Source organism: Pseudomonas capeferrum (assembly GCF_000731675.1).
Taxonomy (GTDB): Bacteria; Pseudomonadota; Gammaproteobacteria; order Pseudomonadales; family Pseudomonadaceae; genus Aquipseudomonas; species Aquipseudomonas capeferrum.
Map to the genome: position 1 here is coordinate 864,412 of NZ_JMIT01000003.1, position 21,269 is coordinate 885,680.

General features: G+C 64.0%; 25 protein-coding genes. 11 read left to right on the forward strand and 14 right to left on the reverse strand.

Annotation, left to right across the window (positions count from 1 at the left end; genetic code table 11):
• Nucleotide 1: 1 nt before the first annotated feature.
• The 3 genes from rsmB to def are packed head-to-tail and all read right to left on the reverse strand — an operon-like array spanning nucleotide 2 to nucleotide 2,808.
• Entirely contained in the window at nucleotides 2-1,312 is a 1,311-nt protein-coding gene (gene rsmB, locus PC358_RS21540; RefSeq protein ID WP_033702461.1) for a 16S rRNA (cytosine(967)-C(5))-methyltransferase RsmB, read from the reverse strand.
• Complete coding sequence (gene fmt, locus PC358_RS21545; RefSeq protein WP_033702462.1) at nucleotides 1,309-2,241, reverse strand: methionyl-tRNA formyltransferase; 933 nt, start codon at nucleotides 2,239-2,241, stop codon at nucleotides 1,309-1,311. The genes rsmB and fmt overlap by 4 nt, the downstream gene beginning before the upstream one ends.
• 60 nt (nucleotides 2,242-2,301) lie before the next feature.
• Nucleotides 2,302-2,808: a peptide deformylase gene (def, locus tag PC358_RS21550; RefSeq protein WP_033702463.1), complete on the reverse strand. Its 507-nt coding sequence runs from the start codon at nucleotides 2,806-2,808 to the stop codon at nucleotides 2,302-2,304.
• A 206-nt stretch (nucleotides 2,809-3,014) separates the two neighbouring features.
• Between def and dprA the strand changes: the two genes are divergently transcribed.
• Together dprA and tsaC are read left to right on the forward strand one after the other, a co-directional pair.
• Nucleotides 3,015-4,112 (forward strand): DNA-processing protein DprA, encoded by a 1,098-nt coding sequence (gene dprA, locus PC358_RS21555; protein WP_033702464.1) that lies wholly within the window; start codon nucleotides 3,015-3,017, stop codon nucleotides 4,110-4,112.
• Between the two features lie 42 nt (nucleotides 4,113-4,154).
• Entirely contained in the window at nucleotides 4,155-4,712 is a 558-nt protein-coding gene (gene tsaC, locus PC358_RS21560; RefSeq protein WP_033702465.1) for an L-threonylcarbamoyladenylate synthase type 1 TsaC, read from the forward strand.
• Between the two features lie 384 nt (nucleotides 4,713-5,096).
• Here tsaC and PC358_RS21565 read toward each other — a convergent pair whose 3' ends face one another.
• Nucleotides 5,097-6,074, reverse strand: a complete 978-nt coding sequence (locus tag PC358_RS21565; protein WP_033702466.1) for an NADPH:quinone reductase — start codon at nucleotides 6,072-6,074, stop codon at nucleotides 5,097-5,099.
• Nucleotides 6,075-6,208: 134 nt separating this feature from the next.
• Here PC358_RS21565 and hemF point away from each other — a divergent pair, with 134 nt between their 5' ends.
• Nucleotides 6,209-7,120, forward strand: coding sequence for an oxygen-dependent coproporphyrinogen oxidase (hemF, locus tag PC358_RS21570; RefSeq protein WP_033702467.1), 912 nt, complete (start codon nucleotides 6,209-6,211; stop codon nucleotides 7,118-7,120).
• Between the two features lie 26 nt (nucleotides 7,121-7,146).
• Nucleotides 7,147-7,971, forward strand: a complete 825-nt coding sequence (gene aroE, locus PC358_RS21575; RefSeq protein ID WP_033702468.1) for a shikimate dehydrogenase — start codon at nucleotides 7,147-7,149, stop codon at nucleotides 7,969-7,971.
• Between the two features lie 142 nt (nucleotides 7,972-8,113).
• Here aroE and PC358_RS21580 read toward each other — a convergent pair whose 3' ends face one another.
• From PC358_RS21580 to betC, 3 genes are all read right to left on the reverse strand, one after another.
• The gene (locus tag PC358_RS21580) at nucleotides 8,114-9,679 is read right to left on the reverse strand and encodes a SulP family inorganic anion transporter (RefSeq protein ID WP_033702469.1); all 1,566 of its coding nucleotides are present in this window, start codon (nucleotides 9,677-9,679) and stop codon (nucleotides 8,114-8,116) included.
• Between the two features lie 62 nt (nucleotides 9,680-9,741).
• Nucleotides 9,742-10,665 carry a choline ABC transporter substrate-binding protein gene (choX, locus tag PC358_RS21585; protein WP_033702470.1) on the reverse strand — a complete coding sequence of 308 codons (924 nt, stop codon included), beginning with the start codon at nucleotides 10,663-10,665 and terminating at the stop codon, nucleotides 9,742-9,744.
• A 14-nt stretch (nucleotides 10,666-10,679) separates the two neighbouring features.
• Nucleotides 10,680-12,197 (reverse strand): choline-sulfatase, encoded by a 1,518-nt coding sequence (gene betC / locus PC358_RS21590; protein WP_033702471.1) that lies wholly within the window; start codon nucleotides 12,195-12,197, stop codon nucleotides 10,680-10,682.
• A gap of 109 nt (nucleotides 12,198-12,306) precedes the next feature.
• Here betC and PC358_RS21595 point away from each other — a divergent pair, with 109 nt between their 5' ends.
• Nucleotides 12,307-13,206, forward strand: coding sequence for a choline sulfate utilization transcriptional regulator (locus PC358_RS21595; protein WP_033702472.1), 900 nt, complete (start codon nucleotides 12,307-12,309; stop codon nucleotides 13,204-13,206).
• An 80-nt stretch (nucleotides 13,207-13,286) separates the two neighbouring features.
• On the opposite strand, the gene PC358_RS21600 is transcribed toward PC358_RS21595, so the two are convergent.
• Nucleotides 13,287-13,835 (reverse strand): NAD(P)H-binding protein, encoded by a 549-nt coding sequence (locus tag PC358_RS21600; RefSeq protein ID WP_033702473.1) that lies wholly within the window; start codon nucleotides 13,833-13,835, stop codon nucleotides 13,287-13,289.
• 51 nt (nucleotides 13,836-13,886) lie between these two features.
• On the opposite strand from PC358_RS21600, the gene PC358_RS21605 reads away from it, so the two are divergent.
• On the forward strand, nucleotides 13,887-14,219 hold the full coding sequence (locus tag PC358_RS21605) for a DOPA 4,5-dioxygenase family protein (protein WP_033702474.1): 333 nt from the start codon (nucleotides 13,887-13,889) through the stop codon (nucleotides 14,217-14,219).
• A gap of 119 nt (nucleotides 14,220-14,338) precedes the next feature.
• On the opposite strand, the gene trpA is transcribed toward PC358_RS21605, so the two are convergent.
• Both trpA and trpB read right to left on the reverse strand, forming a co-directional pair.
• Complete coding sequence (gene trpA / locus PC358_RS21610; RefSeq protein ID WP_033702475.1) at nucleotides 14,339-15,148, reverse strand: tryptophan synthase subunit alpha; 810 nt, start codon at nucleotides 15,146-15,148, stop codon at nucleotides 14,339-14,341.
• Nucleotides 15,145-16,362: a tryptophan synthase subunit beta gene (gene trpB, locus PC358_RS21615; protein WP_033702476.1), complete on the reverse strand. Its 1,218-nt coding sequence runs from the start codon at nucleotides 16,360-16,362 to the stop codon at nucleotides 15,145-15,147. Before trpB ends, trpA begins: the two co-directional genes overlap by 4 nt.
• Nucleotides 16,363-16,471: 109 nt before the next feature.
• Here trpB and PC358_RS21620 point away from each other — a divergent pair, with 109 nt between their 5' ends.
• The gene (locus PC358_RS21620; RefSeq protein WP_033702477.1) at nucleotides 16,472-17,368 is read left to right on the forward strand and encodes a LysR family transcriptional regulator; all 897 of its coding nucleotides are present in this window, start codon (nucleotides 16,472-16,474) and stop codon (nucleotides 17,366-17,368) included.
• On the opposite strand, the gene PC358_RS21625 is transcribed toward PC358_RS21620, so the two are convergent.
• Nucleotides 17,365-17,688 carry an ElaB/YgaM/YqjD family protein gene (locus PC358_RS21625; RefSeq protein WP_027592031.1) on the reverse strand — a complete coding sequence of 108 codons (324 nt, stop codon included), beginning with the start codon at nucleotides 17,686-17,688 and terminating at the stop codon, nucleotides 17,365-17,367. The genes PC358_RS21620 and PC358_RS21625 overlap by 4 nt on opposite strands.
• A 149-nt stretch (nucleotides 17,689-17,837) precedes the next feature.
• On the opposite strand from PC358_RS21625, the gene PC358_RS21630 reads away from it, so the two are divergent.
• Both PC358_RS21630 and PC358_RS21635 read left to right on the forward strand, forming a co-directional pair.
• On the forward strand, nucleotides 17,838-18,053 hold the full coding sequence (locus tag PC358_RS21630) for a dodecin (RefSeq protein ID WP_033702479.1): 216 nt from the start codon (nucleotides 17,838-17,840) through the stop codon (nucleotides 18,051-18,053).
• A gap of 101 nt (nucleotides 18,054-18,154) precedes the next feature.
• Nucleotides 18,155-18,376 carry a DUF1161 domain-containing protein gene (locus PC358_RS21635; RefSeq protein WP_033702480.1) on the forward strand — a complete coding sequence of 74 codons (222 nt, stop codon included), beginning with the start codon at nucleotides 18,155-18,157 and terminating at the stop codon, nucleotides 18,374-18,376.
• A gap of 36 nt (nucleotides 18,377-18,412) precedes the next feature.
• Here PC358_RS21635 and PC358_RS21640 read toward each other — a convergent pair whose 3' ends face one another.
• Entirely contained in the window at nucleotides 18,413-19,417 is a 1,005-nt protein-coding gene (locus PC358_RS21640) for an LLM class flavin-dependent oxidoreductase (RefSeq protein ID WP_033702481.1), read from the reverse strand.
• A gap of 170 nt (nucleotides 19,418-19,587) precedes the next feature.
• Between PC358_RS21640 and PC358_RS21645 the strand changes: the two genes are divergently transcribed.
• Both PC358_RS21645 and PC358_RS21650 read left to right on the forward strand, forming a co-directional pair.
• Complete coding sequence (locus tag PC358_RS21645) at nucleotides 19,588-20,013, forward strand: OsmC family protein (protein ID WP_033702482.1); 426 nt, start codon at nucleotides 19,588-19,590, stop codon at nucleotides 20,011-20,013.
• Nucleotides 20,014-20,086: 73 nt separating this feature from the next.
• Nucleotides 20,087-20,320 carry a DUF1161 domain-containing protein gene (locus PC358_RS21650; protein ID WP_033702483.1) on the forward strand — a complete coding sequence of 78 codons (234 nt, stop codon included), beginning with the start codon at nucleotides 20,087-20,089 and terminating at the stop codon, nucleotides 20,318-20,320.
• 38 nt (nucleotides 20,321-20,358) lie between these two features.
• Here the strand turns inward: PC358_RS21650 and PC358_RS21655 are convergent, their stop codons facing one another.
• Together PC358_RS21655 and PC358_RS21660 are read right to left on the reverse strand one after the other, a co-directional pair.
• Entirely contained in the window at nucleotides 20,359-20,772 is a 414-nt protein-coding gene (locus tag PC358_RS21655) for a PA0061/PA0062 family lipoprotein (RefSeq protein WP_033702484.1), read from the reverse strand.
• A 55-nt stretch (nucleotides 20,773-20,827) separates the two neighbouring features.
• Entirely contained in the window at nucleotides 20,828-21,241 is a 414-nt protein-coding gene (locus tag PC358_RS21660) for a PA0061/PA0062 family lipoprotein (RefSeq protein ID WP_033702485.1), read from the reverse strand.
• Nucleotides 21,242-21,269: the final 28 nt, after the last annotated feature.

A 21,269-nucleotide genomic window follows, 5' to 3' on the forward strand; every position in this document is an offset into this window, starting at 1 on the left:
CTTATCCGCGTGAAGCGGCGATCTTGATCAGCTTGGCATAATAGAAACCGTCGTGGCCGCCTTCCTGGGCCAGCAACTGGCGGCCGTGGGGCTGGCGCAAGCCGGCCTCGGTGGCCAGGTCCAGCTCACGGGCGCCCGGGGTGCGGGCGAGGAACGCCTCGATCACCTCGGTGTTTTCGGTCGGCAGGCTCGAGCAGGTGGCGTAGAGCAGCATGCCGCCTACTTCCAGGGTTGGCCACAGGGCATCGAGCAGCTCGCCTTGCAGCGTGGCCAGGGCCGGAATGTCGTCGGCCTGGCGGGTCAGCTTGATGTCCGGGTGGCGGCGGATCACGCCGGTGGCCGAGCACGGGGCGTCGAGCAGGATGCGCTGGAAAGGTTTGCCGTCCCACCAGCTGGCGGTGTCGCGGGCATCACAGGCGATCAGTTCGGCGTCCAGTTGCAGGCGCTCGAGGTTCTCGCGCACGCGGGTCAGGCGTTTGGCCTCCAGGTCGATGGCCACCAGGTGTGCAAGGCCGGCCTCGGCTTCGAGCAAGTGGCAGGTCTTGCCGCCCGGGGCGCAGCAGGCGTCGAGCACGCGTTGGCCGGGGGCCAGTTCGAGCAGGTCGGCAGACAATTGCGCGGCCTCGTCCTGCACGCTCACCCAGCCTTCGGCGAAGCCCGGCAGGCTGCGCACATCACAGGGCTCATTCAGCACGATACCGTCGCGGCTGAACTGGCAGGCGCTGGCGCCGACGCCGGCCTCTGCCAGCAAGGCCAGGTAGGCATCGCGGCTGTGGTGGCGGCGGTTGACCCGCAGGATCATCGGCGGGTGGGCGTTGTTGGCGGCGCAGATGGCTTCCCATTGCTCTGGCCAGAAGGCTTTCAGCGCTTTCTGCAGCCACCGAGGGTGCGCAGTGCGTACCACCGGGTCGCGCTCCATGCTGGCGAGCAGCGCTTCGCCTTCACGCTGGGCGCGGCGCAGCACGGCATTGAGCAGGGCCTTGGCCCACGGTTTTTTCAGCTTGTCGGCGCAGCCAACGGTCTCGCCGATGGCGGCGTGTGCCGGAATGCGCGTGTAGAACAGCTGGTACAAGCCGACCAGCAGCAGTGCCTGCACATCGGCATCGGCGGCCTTGAACGGCTTTTGCAGCAACTGCGCGGCCAACAGGTCGAGGCGCGGCTGCCAGCGGGCGGTGCCGAACGCCAGGTCCTGGGTCAGGCCACGGTCGCGTTCATCGACCTTGTCCAGTTGCGCCGGCAACGAACTGTTCAGCGAGGCCTTGCCGCTGAGTACAGCGGCAAGGGCACGGGCGGCAGCCAGGCGTGGGTTCATTGGCCGAGCACCTTGCCGTTGGCGAACTTCTCGCGGCGGCTGTTGAACAGGTCGCTGAAGTTCAGCGCCTTGCCGCCGGGCAGTTGCAGGCGGGTCAGGCTCAAGGCTTGATCACCACAAGCGACCTCCAGGCCATCTTTGCTGGCAGACAGGATCTCGCCGGGGGCGCCCTTGCCTGTGGACAACCTGGCCGCCAGCACCTTCACGCTTTCGCCGTCCAGGGTGCTATGGCACACCGGCCACGGGTTGAAGGCACGGATCAGGCGCTCCAGCTCCACGGCCGGGCGGCTCCAGTCGATGCGCGCTTCGTCTTTGTTCAGCTTGTGTGCATAGGTGGCCAGGGTGTCGTCCTGGACTTCACCTTGCAGCGTGCCGGCGGCGAGGCCAGCGATGGCCTGTAGGACGGCCGGTGGGCCCATTTCGGCGAGGCGATCGTGCAGGGTGCCGCCGGTGTCTTCGGCGCTGATCGGGGTGACCACCTTGAGCAGCATCGGCCCGGTGTCCAGGCCGGCTTCCATGCGCATCACGGTTACGCCGCTCTCGGCGTCACCGGCTTGCACGGCGCGCTGGATCGGCGCAGCACCGCGCCAGCGTGGCAGCAGCGAGGCGTGGCTGTTGATGCAGCCCAGGCGGGGAATATCCAGCACGGCCTGGGGCAGGATCAGGCCGTAGGCGACCACCACCATCAGGTCGGGCTTGAGCGCGGCGAGTTCTGCCTGGGCATCGGCGTTGCGCAGGGTCGGCGGTTGCAGCACCGGGATGTCGTGGGCCACGGCCAGGGCCTTGACCGCGCTCGGCATGAGCTTCTGGCCACGGCCGGCGGGGCGGTCTGGCTGGGTGTAGACGGCCACGATCTCATAGGGGCTGTCGAGCAGTGCCTTGAGGTGTTCGGCGGCAAACTCTGGAGTGCCTGCGAAGACGATGCGCATGGAGTTCTCGCTGCAAAAAAGAAGAAGGCTTGCCGGAGCAAGCCTTCTGGAAGGTGGGGATCAGGCGTTCTGGCGGTGCTGCTTTTCCAGCTTCTTCTTGATTCGGTCGCGTTTGAGCGTGGACAGGTAGTCGACGAACAGCTTGCCGTTGAGGTGATCGAACTCGTGCTGCACGCACACGGCCAGCAGGCCTTCGGCTTCGAGCTCAAAGGGCTTGCCGTCGCGGTCCAGGGCTTTGACGCGCACCCGCAGAGGGCGGTCGACGTTCTCGTAGAAGCCAGGCACCGACAGGCAGCCTTCCTGGTATTGGCCCATGTCGTGGGTCAGCTCTTCGACCACCGGGTTGATGAAAACCCGTGGCTCGCTGCGGTCTTCGCTCAGGTCCATCACCACAAGCTGTTTGTGGACGTTGACCTGGGTCGCCGCCAGGCCGATGCCAGGCGCCTCGTACATGGTTTCAAACATGTCGTCGATCAGCTGGCTCAGGGCGTCGTCGAACACCGTCACCGGTTTGGCGATGGTGCGCAGGCGCGGGTCCGGGAATTCGAGAATGTTCAAGATGGCCATAAGGTCGGGCAGTCACTGTGCGTTCGGTTGAAAACTGAACACACATAATAAAGGTAATCGGCGATTTCGGCACCTGGCAAGCTCGTCTAGGGTGTCTATGGGCTTGATAGCGTCCGATTAATGGACAGCTTTTCAAAGTGTTACCCACAAACTTATCCACAGGTTGTGCCACGTAAATGGCCCTGTTTCGATCAAGGATGATCTCGATGCCGATCCCCCACTCGTCGCTTTGCCCGCCTGCCGAACTGGAAGCGCGATTACGCCTGCACCGCCTTCCCGAGACCGGGCTGCGTCGTTTTCACACCTTGCTGCAAGCCTTCGGAAGCGCCGCTTCAGCGCTGAGTGCGCCGGCCGGCGCCTGGCGAGCGCTGGGCATGGCGCAGACCACCATCGACGCGCGGCGCAGCGCCGAAGTACGCGACGGCGCACTGGCTGCGATGGCCTGGCTAGAGCATCCCGGCCAGCATTTGCTGATGTGGGACAGCCCTGGCTACCCTGCGTTGCTGGGTGAAATCGACGATCCACCGCCGTTGCTTTTCGTCGCCGGTGACCCTGCTTTGCTTGAGCGGCCACAGCTGGCAATTGTGGGCAGCAGGCGTGCTTCACCCCCCGCGCTCGACACCGCCAGGGCATTTTCCCGTTACCTGTCGCAGGCCGGTTTCACCATTACCAGTGGGCTGGCGTTGGGCATCGACGGTGCCGCTCATCGGGCTGCTCTGCAGGCTGGCGGGGGGACGATCGGTGTACTCGGCACGGGCTTGCAAAAACTTTATCCACAGCGCCACCGCGAGCTTGCCCAGGCGATCATCGACAGCGGTAGCGCACTGGTTTCCGAGTACCCGCTGGATGCCGGGCCGCTGCCGGGCAATTTTCCACGGCGCAATCGCATCATCAGCGGTTTGTCGCTGGGCGTGCTGGTGGTGGAGGCGAGCCTGGCCAGTGGTTCGTTGATAACCGCGCGGCTGGCGGCCGAGCAGGGCCGTGAGGTTTACGCCATCCCCGGTTCGATCCACCACCCAGGGGCCAAAGGCTGTCACCAGTTGATCCGTGATGGCGCGCTACTGGTGGAAAGCGTGGAGCAGATTCTGGAAAGCCTGCGAGGCTGGCAGAACCTGCCCCCTGCGATAGTGGACGAATATGTCCACCCCCTGCTTGCTCTGCTGCATGCTGCGCCACAGACTACCGAAAGCCTGGCCCGGTGCAGCGAGCAGCCGCTGGCCGACGTGCTGGCGCAACTGACCGAACTGGAGCTGCAAGGCCAGGTCAGCAATGAAGCCGGGCGTTGGTTTGCCCGTGCGGGCTAAGTACACTGCGCGCAAGCAAGGTTCATAGGCGGAGAGAGAGAAATGGTGAGCAGTTTTCGTGTGCAACAAGCCGCACGTGAGATCCGGGCGGGCGCGGTGATTGCCTACCCGACCGAAGCGGTCTGGGGCCTGGGCTGCGACCCGTGGAACGAGGACGCGGTATACCGCCTGCTGGCGCTCAAGTCGCGGCCTGTGGATAAAGGCCTGATCCTGGTCGCCGACAACATCCGCCAGTTCGACTTCCTGTTCGAGGATTTCCCCGAGGACTGGATCGACCGCATGGGCAGCACCTGGCCTGGCCCTAATACCTGGCTGGTGCCGCACCAGGACCTGTTGCCCGAGTGGGTGACAGGTGAGCACGACACGGTGGCACTGCGGGTCAGCGACCACCCGCAGGTGCGTGAGTTGTGTGCATTGGTTGGGCCGTTGATTTCCACCTCGTGCAACCCCGGCGGGCGCCCGGCGGCGAAAACCCGGTTGCGGGTGGAGCAGTACTTCCATGGGCAGTTGGATCTGGTACTGGGCGGGGCGCTGGGCGGGCGGAAGAACCCGAGTGTGATTCGCAACCTGGCGACTGGCGAAGTCGTTCGTCCGGGCTAAATTGCCAAGCGCCAATACACCTCCTTGTGGGAGCGGGCTTGCCCCGCGAAGAGGCCAGCCCAGGCGGCCAGTGTGTATAGCCCGGGCTTCGCCCTGGTTCGCGGGGCAAGCCCGCTCCCACATTTGTTTCGGGCCAGTCCCTTCTGGGAAGTCACCGCTGCCCGCCTTGTTGGTTCCATTTGATATCGAGGGTTACGCAACTGCGGTTCCTCGATTTGCAGCCATGCACCAAGGCTGTAACCCACCTGACACAGAATTAATTGGCCCGAAACAGATGTGGGAGCGGGCTTGCCCCGCGAAGCGCCGCGCGGGCGGCGCTCGATATCCGCAACACCACAAAAACCAAGGCAGGCACTTGGTCGCCTCAACGCGGCCTTCTGTCAATCAAGGCAACAAGACAGTCGACCCCACAGTCCGCCGCGCCGACAACTCCGCCTGCGCCTTGGCCGCCTCACCCAACGGATACCGTTGCTGGATATCCACAACCACCTTGCCACTCGCGATCACCGCAAACAGGTCATCGGCCATGGCCTGGGTGTTCTCGGCATTGTTGGCATAACTGGCCAAGGTCGGCCGGGTGACATACAGCGAACCCTTCTGCGCCAGGATCCCCAGGTTCACCCCGCTCACCGCGCCGGAGGCATTGCCAAAGCTCACCATCAACCCGCGCGGTTGCAGGCATTCGAGCGAGGTCAGCCAGGTGTCGGCACCCACACCGTCATACACCACCGGGCATTTCTTGCCGTCGGTCAGCTCCAGCACCCGCTTGGCCACGTCTTCACGGCTGTAGTCGATGGTTGCCCATGCCCCCAGCGCCTTGGCCCGCTCGGCTTTCTCGGCAGAGCTGACGGTACCGATCAGCTTGGCCCCGAGCGCGTTGGCCCACTGGCAAGCCAGGGAACCCACGCCACCCGCAGCGGCATGGAACAGGATCACGTCGCCCGGCTGCACGGCATAGGTCTGCTTGAGCAGGTATTGCACGGTCAGCCCCTTGAGCATCACCGCCGCCGCCTGCTCGAAACTGATGTTGTCCGGCAGCTTGACCAGGTTGGCCTCCGGCAGCGTATGCACCTCGCTGTAGGCACCCAGCGGCCCGCCGCCATAGGCTACGCGGTCACCCACTTTCAGGCGGGTAACGCCCTCGCCCACCGCCTCGACCACGCCTGCACCCTCGGTGCCCAGGCCTGACGGCAGTGCAGGCGGCGCGTACAGGCCATTGCGGAAATAGGTATCGATGAAGTTCAGGCCGATCGCATGGTTACGCACGCGGACCTGCTGTGGCCCGGGCGGGGCGGGTTCGAACTCTACAAGCTGCAGAACTTCCGGGCCGCCATGCTGGCTGAACTGGATACGCTTGGCCATCTCGCACTCCTGTTGTCGGGATTGGTAACAGCCCTCTATCGGACGCCTTTGCTTGATCGCCGTCAACTGCGGCGCGTCGGCCGCCGGTGGTATGCTACGCGGCGAATTCTTCTCTGCCCGCTCCAGGTGACCCGATGACCAGCCGCACCGAGGCCGTGAAAGCCTACCTGCTCGACCTGCAAGACCGCATCTGCTCCGCCCTCGAAACCGAGGACGGCGGCGCCCGCTTCGTCGAGGACGCCTGGACGCGCGAAGCCGGTGGCGGGGGCCGTACGCGGGTGATCGGTGACGGCAAGTTGATCGAAAAAGGCGGGGTCAACTTCTCTCACGTGTTCGGTACCGGCCTGCCGCCTTCGGCCAGTGCCCACCGCCCGGAACTGGCTGGCCGTGGCTTCGAGGCCCTGGGCGTGTCGCTGGTGATCCACCCGCACAACCCGCACGTGCCCACCTCTCACGCCAATGTGCGGTTCTTCATCGCCGAAAAAGAGGGTGAAGAGGCCGTGTGGTGGTTCGGCGGCGGCTTCGACCTGACCCCGTACTATGGCAATGAAGAAGACTGCATCCACTGGCACCGCGTGGCCGAGCAGGCCTGTGCGCCGTTTGGCGCCGACGTTTATCCGCGCTACAAAGCCTGGTGCGACCGCTATTTCCACCTCAAGCACCGTGGCGAACCGCGTGGCATCGGCGGGCTGTTCTTCGATGACCTGAACGAGTGGGACTTCGACACCTGCTTTGCGTTCATCCGCGCCATCGGCGACGCCTACGTCGAGGCCTACCTGCCGATCGTCCAGCGCCGCAAGGACACGCCCTACACCGCCGAGCAGCGTGAGTTCCAGGAGTACCGCCGCGGCCGCTACGTGGAGTTCAACCTGGTCTATGACCGGGGCACCTTGTTCGGCCTGCAATCGGGTGGGCGTACCGAGTCGATCCTCATGTCGCTGCCACCGCAGGTACGCTGGGGCTACGACTGGAAGGCCGCGCCCGGTAGCGAAGAAGCGCGCCTGACCGAGTACTACCTGCAAGATCGCGACTGGCTCGCCCAGTAAGCCTGTGGATAACCGAGGAACCCACCATGGACCAGTACGTCGTTTTCGGTAACCCCATCGGCCACAGCAAGTCGCCGCTGATTCACCGCCTGTTCGCCGAACAGACCGGCCAGGACCTGGAGTACGCCACCCTGTTGGCGCCGCTGGACGAGTTCAGCGATTGTGCCTACGGCTTCTTCAAACAAGGCAGAGGCGGCAACGTCACCGTGCCGTTCAAGGAAGAAGCCTACCGCCTGTGCGACAGCCTGACCCCACGTGCCCAGCGGGCGGGGGCGGTGAATACCCTGAGCAAGCTGGCTGACGGCACGCTGCAGGGTGACAACACCGACGGTGCCGGCCTGGTACGCGACCTGACGGTGAATGCCGGCGTGCAGCTGGCGGGCAAGCGGATTCTCATCCTTGGCGCGGGTGGCGCGGTGCGTGGCGTGCTGGAGCCGATCCTGGCGCACGGCCCCGAGTCGCTGGTGATTGCCAACCGCACGGTGGAAAAGGCCGAGCTGCTGGCCCACGAGTTCGATGAGCTCGGGCCGGTGGTGGCCAGTGGGTTTGCCTGGCTGCAGGAACCGGTGGACGTGATCATCAACGCCACCTCGGCAAGCCTGGCGGGCGAGATGCCGCCGATTGCCGCAAGCCTGGTCGAGGCGGGGCGTACGGTTTGCTATGACATGATGTATGGCAAGGAGCCTACGCCGTTTTGCCAATGGGCCACCGACTTGGGGGCGGCCAAGGTGCTGGACGGGCTGGGGATGCTGGCTGAACAGGCGGCGGAAGCGTTCTTTATCTGGCGTGGCGTGAGGCCGGATACGGCGCCGGTGTTGGCTGAACTGCGCCGGCAGCTTGCTCGGGGTTGACGCCTTCGGGGCCGCTTCGCGGCCCATCGCAGGCAAGCCAGCGCCTACAAGTACAGCGCCGACCTCGGGCCTTGTGATATTCCTGTATGAGCTGGCTTGCCTGCGATGGGCTGCAAAGCAGCCCCAAGATCTCAACCCAACCTCACTCTTCAAACCTGATCGGACACAACTTCACCCCTTCCAGCTTCTGCAATTCCTCGACCACCTGCGGCCGCGCCCGCTGCAAGGTCAAACTGCCCCCCGCTCGCCGCAACCGCCTCGCCTCCCTGTGCAACATATCCACACCCGAATAATCGATAAAATTCACCTGCCGTGCATCGATCACCACATGCGGCCCCTGGCAGCGTTGCAGGCGCACCTGCAGGTAATGCGCCGCGCCGAAGAAGATCGACCCGCCCACCCGCAGCACATCGGCCTGCCCTTCCCGGCTCTGCTGCACCCGTGGCCGTGAAGTGCGCTTGAGGTAGAAGAACAGCGAAGCCAGCACCCCGGCGTAGATCGCCGTCTGCAGTTCCAGCAGCAAGGTCGCGGCGGCGGTCAGGGCCATGACCAGGAATTCCGAGCGGCTGACCCGGAACAGCGCGCGAATACCCCGGTGATCCACCAACCCCCAACAGATCAGCAGAATGCTGCCCGCCATGGCCGGGATCGGCAGATGGGCGATCAGCCCCGCGCCTGCGACGGCAAACACCGCGACCCACAGCGCCGAGAACACCCCCGCCATAGGCGACCTGGCACCTGCGTCGTAGCTCAGGCCCGAGCGGGTGAAAGAGCCTGACGAAAGGTAGCCGGAGAACCACGCACCGACGATGTTCGACAGGCCTTGGGCGCGGATCTCCTGGTCGGCGTCGATCAGCTGTTCGGAGCGCGAAGACAGCGACCTGGCGATCGACAGGCTGGTGACCAGGCCGAGCATACCCACGGCCACTGCGGTCGGCAGCAGCCGCAGCATCAGCTCAAGGTCCAGCAACGGCAGCGGGCTCAAGGGCGGTAACTGGCCGGTGAAGGCCGGCACCCTCGGCACGTGGCCAAAGAAGCCAGGCAGCAACCAGGCCAGCAGGCTGACCAGGATCAGGCTGATCAACAAGCTTGGCCAGCGCGGCCGCCAGAGCTTGAAGCCCACGCCGATGAGCACCGTGGCCAGGCCCAGCATCAGCGATGGCAGGTCAACCTCACCGGCGTGGCTGGCCAGGTCCTGGACTGTTTTCAAGGCCGTGGCCTGGCTCGGCAGGTCCATGCCCAGCAGGTTGGGTAACTGCCCGAGGGCGATGACGATGGCGGCGCCCAAGGTGAAGCCGAGCACCACCGAGTGGGAGACGAAATTGACCAGCGCGCCGAACCGTAGCAGGCCGAGCAAAAGCTGGAAGATGCCAGCAATGAAGGTCAGCAGCAGAACCAGCGTGACGTAGTCGGCACTGCCTGGCACCGCCAAGGGGCTGACACTGGCATACAGGACAATGGAAATGGCGGCAGTCGGGCCGCAGATCAGGTGCCAGGAAGAGCCCCACAGGCAGGCGATGAGCACCGGGACGATGGCGGCGAACAGGCCGTATTCGGCAGGCAGGCCGGCAATCAGGGCGTAGGCGATGGATTGTGGCAAGGCAAGGATGGCACCGCTCAGGCCCACCAGCAGGTCCTGACGCAGACTGCGGCCCGATTGGCGGGGCAGCCAGGTGAGGAAGGGCAGCAGGCGGTGAAGACGGTGCATGACTTATTCAAATCCCCGGGTTGTACCCGCCCTGTCGGAGCGGGTGAGTGTGGTTGTCTGAATTACAATTTGGCTTTGACGGCCTCTTTCGCATCGCCACCGGCCTTGCTGGTTACCCCGGCCAGCCACGCTTCCAGAACCTCGGGATGCGCCTTGACCCACGCCTTGGAAGCCTCATCGAAGCTGACTTTCTTATCCACAGCTTCGGCCATGATGCTGTTTTCCATGTCCAGGGTAAATCTCAGGTTACCCAGCAGCTTCGCGGTATTCGGGCACGCCTGTGCATAACCTTTGCGAGTCAGGGTATAGACCTCGCTTTTGCTACCAAACCACTGCTCGCCGCCCGTGAGGTAGTGCATCTTCAGCTTCACGTTCATCGGGTGCGGTGTCCAGCCGAGGAAGGTGATGAACTGCTGTTTCTTCACGGCGCGGTCCACCTGCGCGAGCATCGCCTGTTCACTCGACTCCACCAGCTTCCACTGGCCGAGGTTGAACGCATTCTTGTCGATGATCTCCTTGAGCGACAGGTTAGCCGGGGCTCCCGAGCCGATTCCGTAGAGCTTCTTGTCGAACTGTTCGGCATGCGCTTGCAGGTCGGCGAAATTCTTCACCCCGGCATTCCACACATAGTCGGGCACCGCGAGGGTGAACTCGGTACCTTCGAGGTTGCGGGCCAGCTGCTGCACATCACCGGTGGCGACGAACTTGTCATGAAACCCCTGGTGCGCCGGCATCCAGTTGCCAAGGAAGGCATCGACTCGCCCATCCTTGAGGCCACCGTAGATGATCGGCACGGCCAGGCTGTCGATCTTCACCTGGTAGCCGAGGCTTTCCAGCAGCAGGCGGGTGATGGCGTTGGTGGTGGCGATGTCGCTCCAGCCGGGGTCGGCCAGCTTCACGGTGTTGCATTGCGCGTCTTCGGCGTGCGTCGAGGCAGCGCCCAGGCTCAAGGCCAGGGCGAGCACGGCGGTAGAGAACTTTTGCATGGCGGACTCTCTTCTCAATCCATAGGTGCGGGCTGTGGATAACGGGCCTTGCGCTCGAGGTCGTCGAGATCGATGTGGTTGCGCATGTACTGTTGGCTGGCGTCCACCAGCGGTTGGTGGTCCCAGCTCTTCAGCTTGCCGATGGCCAGGGCCTCGGCCACCAGGCGGCGGCGGCGCTGGCTGGCCAGCACCTGCTGGCGCAGGGTGGGGATGTCCCAACGTTGCCGGGCTTCATCGACAAATGCCTGCAGCAGCACCTGATGGTCCGGGCTGCCGGTGAGGTTTTCCCGCTCGTACGGGTCGCGGCTCAGGTCATAGAGTAGCCATGGGTCGTCTTCGCTGTACACGAACTTGTACGGGCCGCGGCGGATCATCATCAGCGGGCCGACCGTGCCCTCGGCCATGTATTCACCGATCACTTCGTCGTGGCCGCCCTGCCCTTTCAGGTGGCCAAGCAGCGAGCGTCCGTCCAGGTGCAGCGAGTTGTCCACAGTACCGCCGGCCAGTTCGACCAAGGTGGGCAGCAGGTCGCAGGTCGAGACCGAGGCGCTTACCCGTGCCGCTGCAAAGCGTTTGGGCGCGTGAATAAGCAGTGGCACCCGCGCCGACATTTCGAACCAGTGCATCTTGTACCAGAGGCCGCGTTCGCCAAGCATGTCGCCGTGGTCGCCGGAGAACACGATCACCGTGTCCTCTGCCAGGCCGCATTCCTCAAGGGTTTGCAGCAATTGGCCAATGTTGTCGTCGATGTAGCTGCAGGCGCCGAAGTAGGCACGCCGGGCATCGCGGATCTTGTCCACAGGCAGCGGCTTGGCCCACAGGTCGTAGACCTTGAGCAGGCGTTGCGAATGCGGGTCCTGCTCGTGCTGGGCGAACTCGGCGCGGGGCATGGGGATATCCACACCCTCGTAGCGGTCCCAGTAGCGCTTGGGGATGGTGTAGGGGTCGTGGGGGTGGGTCATGGACACGGTCAGGCAGAACGGCCGGCCATCGTTTTCGCGCACATGGTCGTAGAGGTACTGGCGGGCCTTGAACACCACCTCTTCGTCGAAATCCAGTTGGTTGGTGCGCACGCAGGGGCCGGCCTGCAGTACTGAAGACATGTTGTGGTACCAGCTCGGGCGCTCGTCGGGTGCATCCCAGTTCACCGCCCAGCCGTAGTCGGCCGGGTAGATATCGCTGGTCAGCCGTTCTTCATAGCCATGCAACTGGTCCGGGCCGCAGAAGTGCATCTTGCCGGACAACGCGGTGCGGTAGCCCAGACGACGCAGGTAGTGGGCGTAGGTTGGCACATCGGCAGGGAAGTCGGCGGCGTTGTCGTAGGCGCCGATGCGGCTGGGCAACTGGCCGCTGACCAGGGTGAAGCGCGAGGGGGCGCAGAGCGGGCTGTTGCAGTAGGCCGAGTCGAACACCACCGCCTGCGCGGCGAGGCGGGCGAGGTGTGGCATCTGGAGGGGCGAAGGGGCGTAGATCGGCAGCAGGGGCGCGGCCATCTGGTCGGCCATGATGAACAGGATATTCGGGCGCGTCATGGTTGGCTTCCATCGTTGAAGGTTATGCGAACCGCTTGCCTATCAAGATGCGACTGTGGATAACATGGGTAAAGCCCATGGCGGGCAATGACTGGGATTAGCTGAGCTTATGTTTGAGCGCCTTGCCGAGCTGTCGCTCGATACCCTGCGCGTGTTCGAGGCTGCGGCACGCTTGCGTGGTTTTACCGCCGCCGCGCTGGAGCTGGGCACCACGCAGCCGGCGGTGAGCCAGCAGGTGAAGCGCCTGGAGGCTCAGCTGGGTACCCGGCTGTTCGACCGGATCTACCGGGGTATCGCGCTGACCGATGCCGGCCAGGTGCTGTTCGAGCAGGTGCACCAAGGGCTGCAGGCCATGGACGACGGCCTTGCCCTGGCCAGTGGCCGGGGCCAGCGTGAGGTGCTGCAAGTGGCCACCGACTTTGCCTTCGCTGCGTTCTGGCTGATGCCCAGGCTGCAACGTTTTCACGAGGCTTATCCACAGGTGGATGTCAGCTTGGTGACGGGTGAGCGCAGCCAGGCGATGTTGCGGCCGGACATTGATGTGGCCGTGCTGTTTGGCGATGGGCGTTTTCATCAGGGCGAGAGCCGGTGGTTGTTCGATGAAGAGGTATTTCCGGTCTGCAGCCCCCGGCTGACTCATGGCAAACCCTTGTCAGCCGTGGCTTTGCAGCGTTTGCCCTTGCTTCACCTGCGCGGCGAACAAGCCAGCCGCTGGTTCGACTGGGCGGGGGTGTTTCGAGGGTTTGGCGTGGACAGCCCGCCACCGCCGGGGCAGCTGCGTTTCGATAACTACACCCTGTTGATCCAGGCGGCGATTGCCGGCCAAGGGGTGGCGATTGGCTGGGGGCACCTGGTCGATGGGCTGGTGGAGCAGGGCCTGCTGTGTCGGCCACTGGAGGGCAGTTTGCGTTCGGCGCGGGGGTATTACGTGGTGTTGCCGCCACGCAAGCGGCGCGGGGCGTTGATCGAGCGGTTTGTGGGTTGGCTGGAAGATGAGCGCAATGCTTGAGGGGCTCTTCGCGGGGCAAGCCCGCTCCCACAGATACTGCACACCAATCCGTGGGAGCGGGCTTGACCCGCGAAGAGGCCTCAGGATACGAAGTTCAAATGCTCGCCCCGATGCAAACCCAGGTCGAGCATATCCACCATCCCCGCCGCAACGTTCTCCAAATCCGCCAACTGCTGCGGCGCATTGATCAGCGTCCAGTGCAGCGCACTGCGCTGTAGCGCATCGACCACATGGTCCACACCCTCGCGCTGTTCATCGGTGTAATGGCCTGGCCTGTCCAGCACATCGAAATCGCCCACCAGCAACAGCCGGCGTATAGTCGTACGCGCAAGCCCAGCGATCAGCGCCTCGCTCATCCGCCATTGCGCGGGCAGGTCAGCGGGTGCCAGCGCTGACACCAGCGCAACCACCGCCGAGCCCCCCGCAGCGCCCTGCTCTGCCTGGTCGGCATCGCCCAGCCCGCCTATCTTGAAATGCAGGCCAGGGCGTGGCGCATGGCGGTTGAGGTCGTCGACCACGGCGGTAACCTCATGCTGGCGCGCCAGCAGCTCGGCGATCAGCGCACTGCCAAGGCTAGACTCGGCCCCGAACAGCACCAGCTTGAACACGGGGGTTTCGGCATTTTTCACTGCATCACCTCCTTTGCGGTGGTGATGGTTGGACCGCAATCAGGAGTTATCGTGCAGAGGATCAAGGGCTATCACGCCCACGTGTACTACGACGCATCGACCATCGAGCACGCGCGGGCATTGTGCGAAGAGGCGGCGCGGCTGTTCCCCGTGACCATGGGGCGCATGCACCAGCAACCGGTGGGGCCGCACCCGGACTGGAGCTGCCAGTTGGCGTTCGGGCCGGAGGTGGTGGGGGTGGTGTTGCCGTGGCTGGCGTTGTATCGCAAGGGGTTGGTGGTGTTTCTGCACCCGCTGACCGGGGATGAGCTGGCCGATCACCGTGATCATGCGATCTGGATGGGGGCTGTGCGGCCTTTGAAGCTGTCGATTTTTGGCGGGTAGATGGGGGCCGCCATGCGGCCCATTCGCGGGGCGAGCCCGCTCCCACAGGTCGAGTGCTTTCTGACAGATTGCAGTGAACCTGTGGGAGCGGGCTTGCCCCGCAAAGAAGGCAACGCCAATCAGCGTCGAGCGCCGCGCACACCTTCAGCCAGCGCCGAGCACAAGCTCAATACATCGTTAACAGCCTGATCCGCATCTTTGGCCTGGGCGATCTTGTCGACCAGTGCCGAGCCCACCACCACACCATCGGCCAGGCGCGCAATCGCCGCCGCCTGCTCTGGCGTGCGAATGCCAAACCCTACGCTGATCGGCAGGGCGGTATGCCGACGCAGGCGGGCAATCGCCTCGCTCACGTGCTGGGTTGTCGCAGACCCTGCACCGGTTACACCCGCCACCGACACGTAATAGACAAACCCGGAGCTGCGCTCCAGCACACGCGGCAGGCGCGCGTCGTCGGTGGTCGGTGTGGTCAGGCGGATGAAGTCGATGCCCGAAGCCTGGGCCGGGGTCGCTAACTCGGCGTCGTGCTCAGGCGGTAGGTCGACGATGATCAGGCCATCGACGCCCGCATCCTTGGCCTCGGCCACGAACTTTTCCACGCCAAAGCGGTGGATCGGGTTGTAGTAACCCATCAGTACGATCGGCGTAGCCTGGTTGCCCACGCGGAATTCGCGAACCATCTGCAGGGTCTTGGCCAAGGTCTGGCCGGCTTCCAGCGCACGCAGGGTGGCCAGCTGGATGGCGACGCCATCGGCCATCGGGTCGGTGAACGGCATGCCCAGTTCGATCACGTCGGCGCCAGCCGCAGGCAGGCCCTTGAGAATCTGCAGCGAGGCGTCGTAGCCGGGGTCACCCGCAGTTACGAAGGTGACCAGTGCCGCACGGCCTTCGGCCGCAAGTTCGGCGAAGCGTTGTTCAAGACGGCTCATGCCTGTTTCTCCTGGGCGGCCATGTGGTTCATCACGGTTTGCATGTCTTTGTCGCCGCGCCCGGACAGGCACACGACCATCAAGTGGTCCTTGGGCAGGTTCGGCGCGCGCTTGATCGCCTCGGCCAATGCGTGGGCGCTTTCCAGGGCCGGGATGATGCCTTCCAGGCGGCAGGTGGCGTGGAACGCATCCAAGGCTTCGTCGTCGGTGATGCTGACGTACTCGACGCGCTTCACTTCGTGCAGGTAGGCGTGCTCTGGGCCGATGCCTGGGTAGTCCAGGCCGGCGGAAATCGAGTGGGCGTCGGTGATCTGGCCGTCAGCGTCTTGCAGCAGGTAGGTGCGGTTGCCGTGCAGGACACCCGGTACGCCACCGTTCAGGCTGGCAGCGTGCTTGTCGGTATGCACGCCGTGGCCGCCGGCTTCGACGCCGATGATCTGCACGCTTGGTTCTTCAAGGAATGCGTGGAACAGGCCCATGGCGTTGGAGCCGCCGCCGACACAGGCGACCAGGCTGTCGGGCAGGCGCCCTTCCTTCTCTTGCAGCTGGACGCGGGTTTCCTTGCCGATGATCGACTGGAAGTCGCGGACCATGGCTGGGTATGGGTGCGGGCCGGCCACGGTGCCGATCAGGTAGAAGGTGTCTTCGACGTTGGTGACCCAGTCGCGCAGGGCTTCGTTCATGGCGTCTTTGAGGGTGCCGGTGCCAGCGGTGACCGGGACGATTTCGGCGCCCAGCAAGCGCATGCGGAACACGTTCGCCTGCTGGCGCTCGATGTCGGTGGCACCCATGTAGATCACGCAAGGCAGGCCGAAGCGGGCTGCAACGGTGGCGGTGGCCACGCCGTGCATGCCGGCGCCGGTTTCGGCGATCAGGCGTTTTTTGCCCATGCGCTTGGCCAGCAGCACCTGGCCGATGCAGTTGTTCACCTTGTGCGCGCCGGTGTGGTTGAGCTCTTCACGCTTGAAGAAGATTTTTGCGCCGCCGCAGTGCTCGGTCAGGCGCTCGGCGAAGTACAGCGGGTTCGGGCGGCCGATATAGTCACGCTGGAAGTAGGCCAGCTCTTCGAGAAACGCGGGGTCCGCCTTGGCCGCTTCGTATTCGCGGGCCAGGTCCAGCACCAGCGGCATCAGGGTTTCTGCCACGTAGCGGCCGCCGAACGAGCCGAACAGGCCGTTGGCGTCTGGGCCAGGGCGGTATTGAGTCTGGGTCATGGGGCGCTCCAAGGCGTACTGAATGAGTGATGGGCTTTACTCTAACCATGCAATGCCCGTCTGAAAACCGATAAGATTGCGCAAACCTGTCAGGAAAACTCACAAGACAATGGCCCAGGACCTTCCCCCTCTCAATGCCCTTCGGGCCTTTGAGGCCACTGCCCGGCTGAACAGTGTCAGCCAGGCTGCCGAGGCGCTGCACGTGACGCACGGGGCAGTCAGCCGGCAGATCAAGGTACTCGAAGAACACTTGGGCGTTGCCCTGTTCGTCAAGGATGGGCGTGGCATCAAACTCACAGATGCCGGCGTGCGCCTGCGCGATGCCAGTGGCGAGGCGTTCGACAGGTTGCGGGGGGTGTGTGCCGAACTGAGCCGGGATAACCGCGAGGCGCCATTCGTGCTTGGGTGCTCCGGCAGCCTGCTGGCGCGTTGGTTTATCCCTCGGCTCGGGCGGCTCAAAGCCGACTTGCCCGAGCTGCGCCTGCACCTCTCCGCCGGGGAAGGCGACCTGGACCCCAGGCGCCCGGGGCTGGATGCCTTGCTGGTGTTTGCCGAACCGCCGTGGCCGGCGGACATGCAAGTACACGTGCTGGCCGAAGAGCGCATCGGGCCTGTGCTAAGCCCGCACTTTACCGGGTTCGAACGCTTGCGCGGGGCAGCGCCCGACGCCTTGCTGGGCGAGGCGTTGCTGCATACCACGTCTCGTCCGCAGGCGTGGCCGGCCTGGGCCGGGCAGCACGGGCTGGATGCGGGGGCCTTGCAGTTCGGCCAGGCATTCGAACACCTGTACTACCTGCTGGAGGCCGCAGTGGCCGGGCTGGGTGTGGCGATCGCGCCGCAACAGCTGGTGGCGGACGATTTACGTGCTGGAAGGTTGGCGGCACCTTGGGGTTTCTCACCCACGCGTGCCGCGCTGGCGCTGTGGGTGCCCCGACGCGCCGCAGATGGGCGCGCCGAGCAACTGGCGCAATGGCTGCGCCAGGAACTGCAGCTGCAAATCGCTTAGTTGCGCTTGTACAGCAGCCAGGCCGCCAGCAGGCCCAGTGCCCCAACGGCTACCCCGGCGGTGGTGATGGGGTGCTCCTGGGCATAGTCACGGGTGGCGATGCCGGTCTGGCGGGTGCGGGTCTTCACTTCCTCGTAGGCGTCGCTCAGCAGGCTGCGCGAATGTTTGAGAGCGCTTTCAGCATTGCTGCGGATGGCCTTTACCGACTTCTGGGACTCCTCCGATGCATCGTGCTTGAGGTTTTCCAGCGACTTCAGAAGGCTTTCGATCTCGGCTTCCATGCTTTCCAGGGATGTTTTACGCAGCGAGTTGCGATGCATGTTGAATCTCCTTCGGGGGTGGGCTGTAAGGATTGCGACTGCGCAGGGCTGCGAAAGTGCGATCGAACTTTTGCCCAAGGCGACGGCTCGCAGGTAAACCAGGCCTGCGCTGCTAGGCTCAAGCAGACTGTCATCCAAGGAGAGTGCACATGTCCGATCATCACACGTACAAGAAGATCGAACTGGTAGGGTCGTCGCCCACCAGCATCGAGGACGCGATCAACAATGCCCTGGCCGAAGCGGCCAAGAGCATCAAGCACCTGGAGTGGTTCGAAGTGATCGATACCCGGGGCCACCTGCGTGACAACAAGGTCGAGCATTTTCAGGTCACGCTCAAAGTCGGCTTCCGTATTGCCAACAGCTGAAACAGTGCCGGGGTAGCTGGCGCTGGCAAGATGGGGTAATACAGAGGGGGCGCCTTAGCCGGCGCCCTCTTTGATTTTCATCTGTACAAGGAAAGCGAACGATGAAGAAAATGATTCTGGCGGCAGGCCTTATGGCGTTGGCGGGTGGTGCGCTGGCGGCGGGCAAGCCGTGTGAAGAGCTCAAGGCAGAGATTGCCGCCAAGCTGGATGCCAAGGGCGTAAATGGCTACACGCTGGAGATCGTCAAGAAAGGCGAGCCGGCGGGCAAGGTAGTTGGCAGCTGTGAAGCTGGCACCAAGGAAATTGTCTACCGGCGTGGTTGAGTGACGGCCTCTTCGCGGGGTTGCCCGCGAAGAGGGTTACTCGGCCTTCAAAGCCTGCGCCAGCAGCTCATAGGACCTGACCCGGTCCGCATGCTCATACAGGTCACAGGTAAAGATCAGTTCATCCGCCCCGGTCTGCTCCAGCAGCACCTCCACCTTGGCCCGTACCTTCTGCGGGCTGCCAATCATCGCCAGGCCCAGGAAGCTCATCACCGCGTCGCGTTCGTGAGGTAGCCACAGCCCCTCCATGCTCTCAACGGGCGGGCGCTGCATCAGGCTCTGCCCGCGAATCAGGGCAAGGATGCGTTGGTACACCGAAGTAGCCAGGTATTCGGCCTTTTCGTCGGTTTCGGCCACCACCATCGGAATGCCGAGCATCACATAGGGTTTGTCGAGCGTGGTGGAGGGCTTGAAGTGGTTGCGGTAGACGCGGATCGCCTCGTGCATGAAGCGCGGCGCGAAATGCGAGGCGAACGCGTAGGGCATGCCGCGCATGCCGGCCAGTTGGGCGCTGAACAGGCTTGAGCCGAGCAGCCACATCGGCACCTCGGTGTCATGCCCAGGCACGGCGATCACTTTTTGATCATCGGTGCGCGGGCCGAGGTAGCGTGACAGTTCCTCGACATCGTCGGGGAAGTCGTCCGCGCTGCCGGAGCGCTCGCGGCGCAGGGCGCGGGCGGTCATCTGGTCGGAGCCGGGGGCGCGGCCCAGGCCCAGGTCGATACGGCCGGGGTAGAGGCTGGCCAAGGTGCCGAACTGCTCGGCGATCACCAGCGGTGCGTGGTTGGGCAGCATCACACCGCCGGAGCCAACGCGGATGCTCGAGGTGCCACCCGCCAGGTAGCCGAGCAGCACGGAAGTCGCGGAACTGGCAATGCCATCCATGTTGTGATGCTCGGCGACCCAGAAGCGGTTGTAGCCGAAGCGTTCTACGTGCTGGGCCAGGTCCAGCGAGTTATGCAGCGACTGAGCCGGCCCGCCGTCGGCGCGCACAGGCACCAGGTCGAGGGTTGAAATTTTCAGGTCACGCAGCTGCGTCATCGGAGCCTCCTTGAACGTGGTTGGCCAGAGGCCTTTTAAACTCTGTATGGGCACATTCGGTGGATTCAATGCTTACGGTCAGATTGATCTGAACTTGCCGTGGGCGGCCGGCCTCTGAACCCATAAGCATGTCACCCCAAGATATGTAAATGCAGCGACCAGGAGGCATCATGAAAAAGACAGCATCGGCGATCTGGCAAGGTGGCCTGAAGGATGGCAAGGGCCTGCTTTCTACTGAAAGCGGCGCGCTCAAGCAGAACCCCTACGGCTTCAACACCCGTTTTGAAGGCTCACCTGGGACCAACCCGGAAGAACTGATCGGCGCAGCCCATGCCGGCTGCTTCTCGATGGCGCTGTCGATGATGCTCGGCGAGGCGGGCCTGACCCCAGAGCGCATCGATACCATTGCCGAGGTGACCCTGGACAAGCAGCCCGATGGTTTCGCCATCACCGCCGTGCACCTGATTCTGAAGGCCAAGGTGCCTGGGGCCAGCGAGGCGCAGTTCCTCGAGATTGCCAACAAGGCCAAGGCCGGGTGCCCGGTATCGAAGGTGCTCAATGCCACCATCAGCCTGGATGCCTCACTGGTGGGCTAGGCGGCGCAACGGGGGCGGTTTGCTGTAGTCTAAACAGCAACGGCAGCACGACTGCCCTTTCAGGAGCCATTCCATGATCCGCGTAGCAATCGCCGTGCTGGCCTCGCTGCTCGCCACGTCCGCCCTGGCGGCAGTGAAGCCGTGCGAAGAATTGAAAACCGAGATCGAGGCCAAGATCCAGGCACAGGGCGTGACGTCCTACACCCTGGAGATCGTGCCCAACAGCGAGGTCAAGGACCAGAATATGGTCGTAGGCAGCTGCGAGGGTGGTACCAAGAAGATCATCTATCAGAAGAATGATCGCTAGGGTTTAATTTGGTTGGGGGCGCAAAGCGCCCCCAACTGTCACGGAATACAAAACACGTTACTTGGCTCGTTAACCACCACCGTGCGGCTGGCGTCGTACAGCAGCACCTGCGGCTCCATCACCGGCGCGCGGGCCTCGAGGCGATAGCGCTCGCCCGCTTTGAAATTGTCATAGCGCACGGTCAGGTAGCAGGTACGGTCCCTTGGCTGGGACATCATGCCGCCGCCATAAATCTCATAATCGAAACGCACCACCAGTTCATGCTTGCCAGGCGTTACCTGAAAGTAGCGGCCATCCTCCAGGCGCTTGCCGTCAAGGCGATCAGCCATGATGACTCTGCCGGGGGTGATGGTAGAAAGCTCGACCCAGGCCTGCTTGGGGTCGACGGGCGGCAAGGGGCTGGCGCAAGCCCCCAGTGCACTGAGGGCGATCAGCATCATGGGCTGGCGCATGGCAAAACTCCCACTTGCGATATACACGTTACAAGCATAGCGCCGATTGCGCGGCTCAGGTGCGTTGACAGCCTGCGGGCAAGCCTTGGCCAAGCAGTTTTTGCTGGTGGTCGTAGAGTTTGACCCAAGGCCGGAAGCCAATGCTGCCCGCCTGCAACTGGTAGCGCTGCCCGGCGCTGAAGTCCTTGAAGGTCAGGTTGAGCTGGCAATCGCGCCACAGCGGCTCGTTTACCGGGCCTATATTGCTCGGGGTGACCGGAAACTGGTAGCGCACCGTCAATTCGTGGCTGCCGGGGGCGACCTCGAAGTAGCGCGTGTCGGCCCAGTCGCGTTCGTCTACCTGCACCGCATGCAGTGACGTTTCGTCCAGGGGGGTGAGGTCGACCCACGCCTGGTTCGGATCGGGGTCCGGCAGGGTCGAGCAAGCGGACAACAGCATGAGTGTGCTGGCGGCAAACAATGGACGCATGGCGAAACTCCCCCCTGGCGAGATAGTC

Coding starts and splice junctions, on each gene's coding strand:
- hemF (WP_033702467.1), top strand. CDS start 6,209: ATGACCAGCCGCACCGAGGCCGTGAAAGCCTACCTGCTCGACCTGCAA.
- rsmB (WP_033702461.1), bottom strand. CDS start 1,312: ATGAACCCACGCCTGGCTGCCGCCCGTGCCCTTGCCGCTGTACTCAGC.
- dprA (WP_033702464.1), top strand. CDS start 3,015: ATGCCGATCCCCCACTCGTCGCTTTGCCCGCCTGCCGAACTGGAAGCG.
- PC358_RS21645 (WP_033702482.1), top strand. CDS start 19,588: ATGAAAAAGACAGCATCGGCGATCTGGCAAGGTGGCCTGAAGGATGGC.
- aroE (WP_033702468.1), top strand. CDS start 7,147: ATGGACCAGTACGTCGTTTTCGGTAACCCCATCGGCCACAGCAAGTCG.
- PC358_RS21595 (WP_033702472.1), top strand. CDS start 12,307: ATGTTTGAGCGCCTTGCCGAGCTGTCGCTCGATACCCTGCGCGTGTTC.
- PC358_RS21660 (WP_033702485.1), bottom strand. CDS start 21,241: ATGCGTCCATTGTTTGCCGCCAGCACACTCATGCTGTTGTCCGCTTGC.
- PC358_RS21630 (WP_033702479.1), top strand. CDS start 17,838: ATGTCCGATCATCACACGTACAAGAAGATCGAACTGGTAGGGTCGTCG.
- trpA (WP_033702475.1), bottom strand. CDS start 15,148: ATGAGCCGTCTTGAACAACGCTTCGCCGAACTTGCGGCCGAAGGCCGT.
- tsaC (WP_033702465.1), top strand. CDS start 4,155: ATGGTGAGCAGTTTTCGTGTGCAACAAGCCGCACGTGAGATCCGGGCG.
- trpB (WP_033702476.1), bottom strand. CDS start 16,362: ATGACCCAGACTCAATACCGCCCTGGCCCAGACGCCAACGGCCTGTTC.
- PC358_RS21625 (WP_027592031.1), bottom strand. CDS start 17,688: ATGCATCGCAACTCGCTGCGTAAAACATCCCTGGAAAGCATGGAAGCC.
- PC358_RS21655 (WP_033702484.1), bottom strand. CDS start 20,772: ATGCGCCAGCCCATGATGCTGATCGCCCTCAGTGCACTGGGGGCTTGC.
- PC358_RS21640 (WP_033702481.1), bottom strand. CDS start 19,417: ATGACGCAGCTGCGTGACCTGAAAATTTCAACCCTCGACCTGGTGCCT.
- PC358_RS21580 (WP_033702469.1), bottom strand. CDS start 9,679: ATGCACCGTCTTCACCGCCTGCTGCCCTTCCTCACCTGGCTGCCCCGC.
- fmt (WP_033702462.1), bottom strand. CDS start 2,241: ATGCGCATCGTCTTCGCAGGCACTCCAGAGTTTGCCGCCGAACACCTC.
- PC358_RS21565 (WP_033702466.1), bottom strand. CDS start 6,074: ATGGCCAAGCGTATCCAGTTCAGCCAGCATGGCGGCCCGGAAGTTCTG.
- betC (WP_033702471.1), bottom strand. CDS start 12,197: ATGACGCGCCCGAATATCCTGTTCATCATGGCCGACCAGATGGCCGCG.
- PC358_RS21650 (WP_033702483.1), top strand. CDS start 20,087: ATGATCCGCGTAGCAATCGCCGTGCTGGCCTCGCTGCTCGCCACGTCC.
- def (WP_033702463.1), bottom strand. CDS start 2,808: ATGGCCATCTTGAACATTCTCGAATTCCCGGACCCGCGCCTGCGCACC.
- PC358_RS21620 (WP_033702477.1), top strand. CDS start 16,472: ATGGCCCAGGACCTTCCCCCTCTCAATGCCCTTCGGGCCTTTGAGGCC.
- choX (WP_033702470.1), bottom strand. CDS start 10,665: ATGCAAAAGTTCTCTACCGCCGTGCTCGCCCTGGCCTTGAGCCTGGGC.
- PC358_RS21635 (WP_033702480.1), top strand. CDS start 18,155: ATGAAGAAAATGATTCTGGCGGCAGGCCTTATGGCGTTGGCGGGTGGT.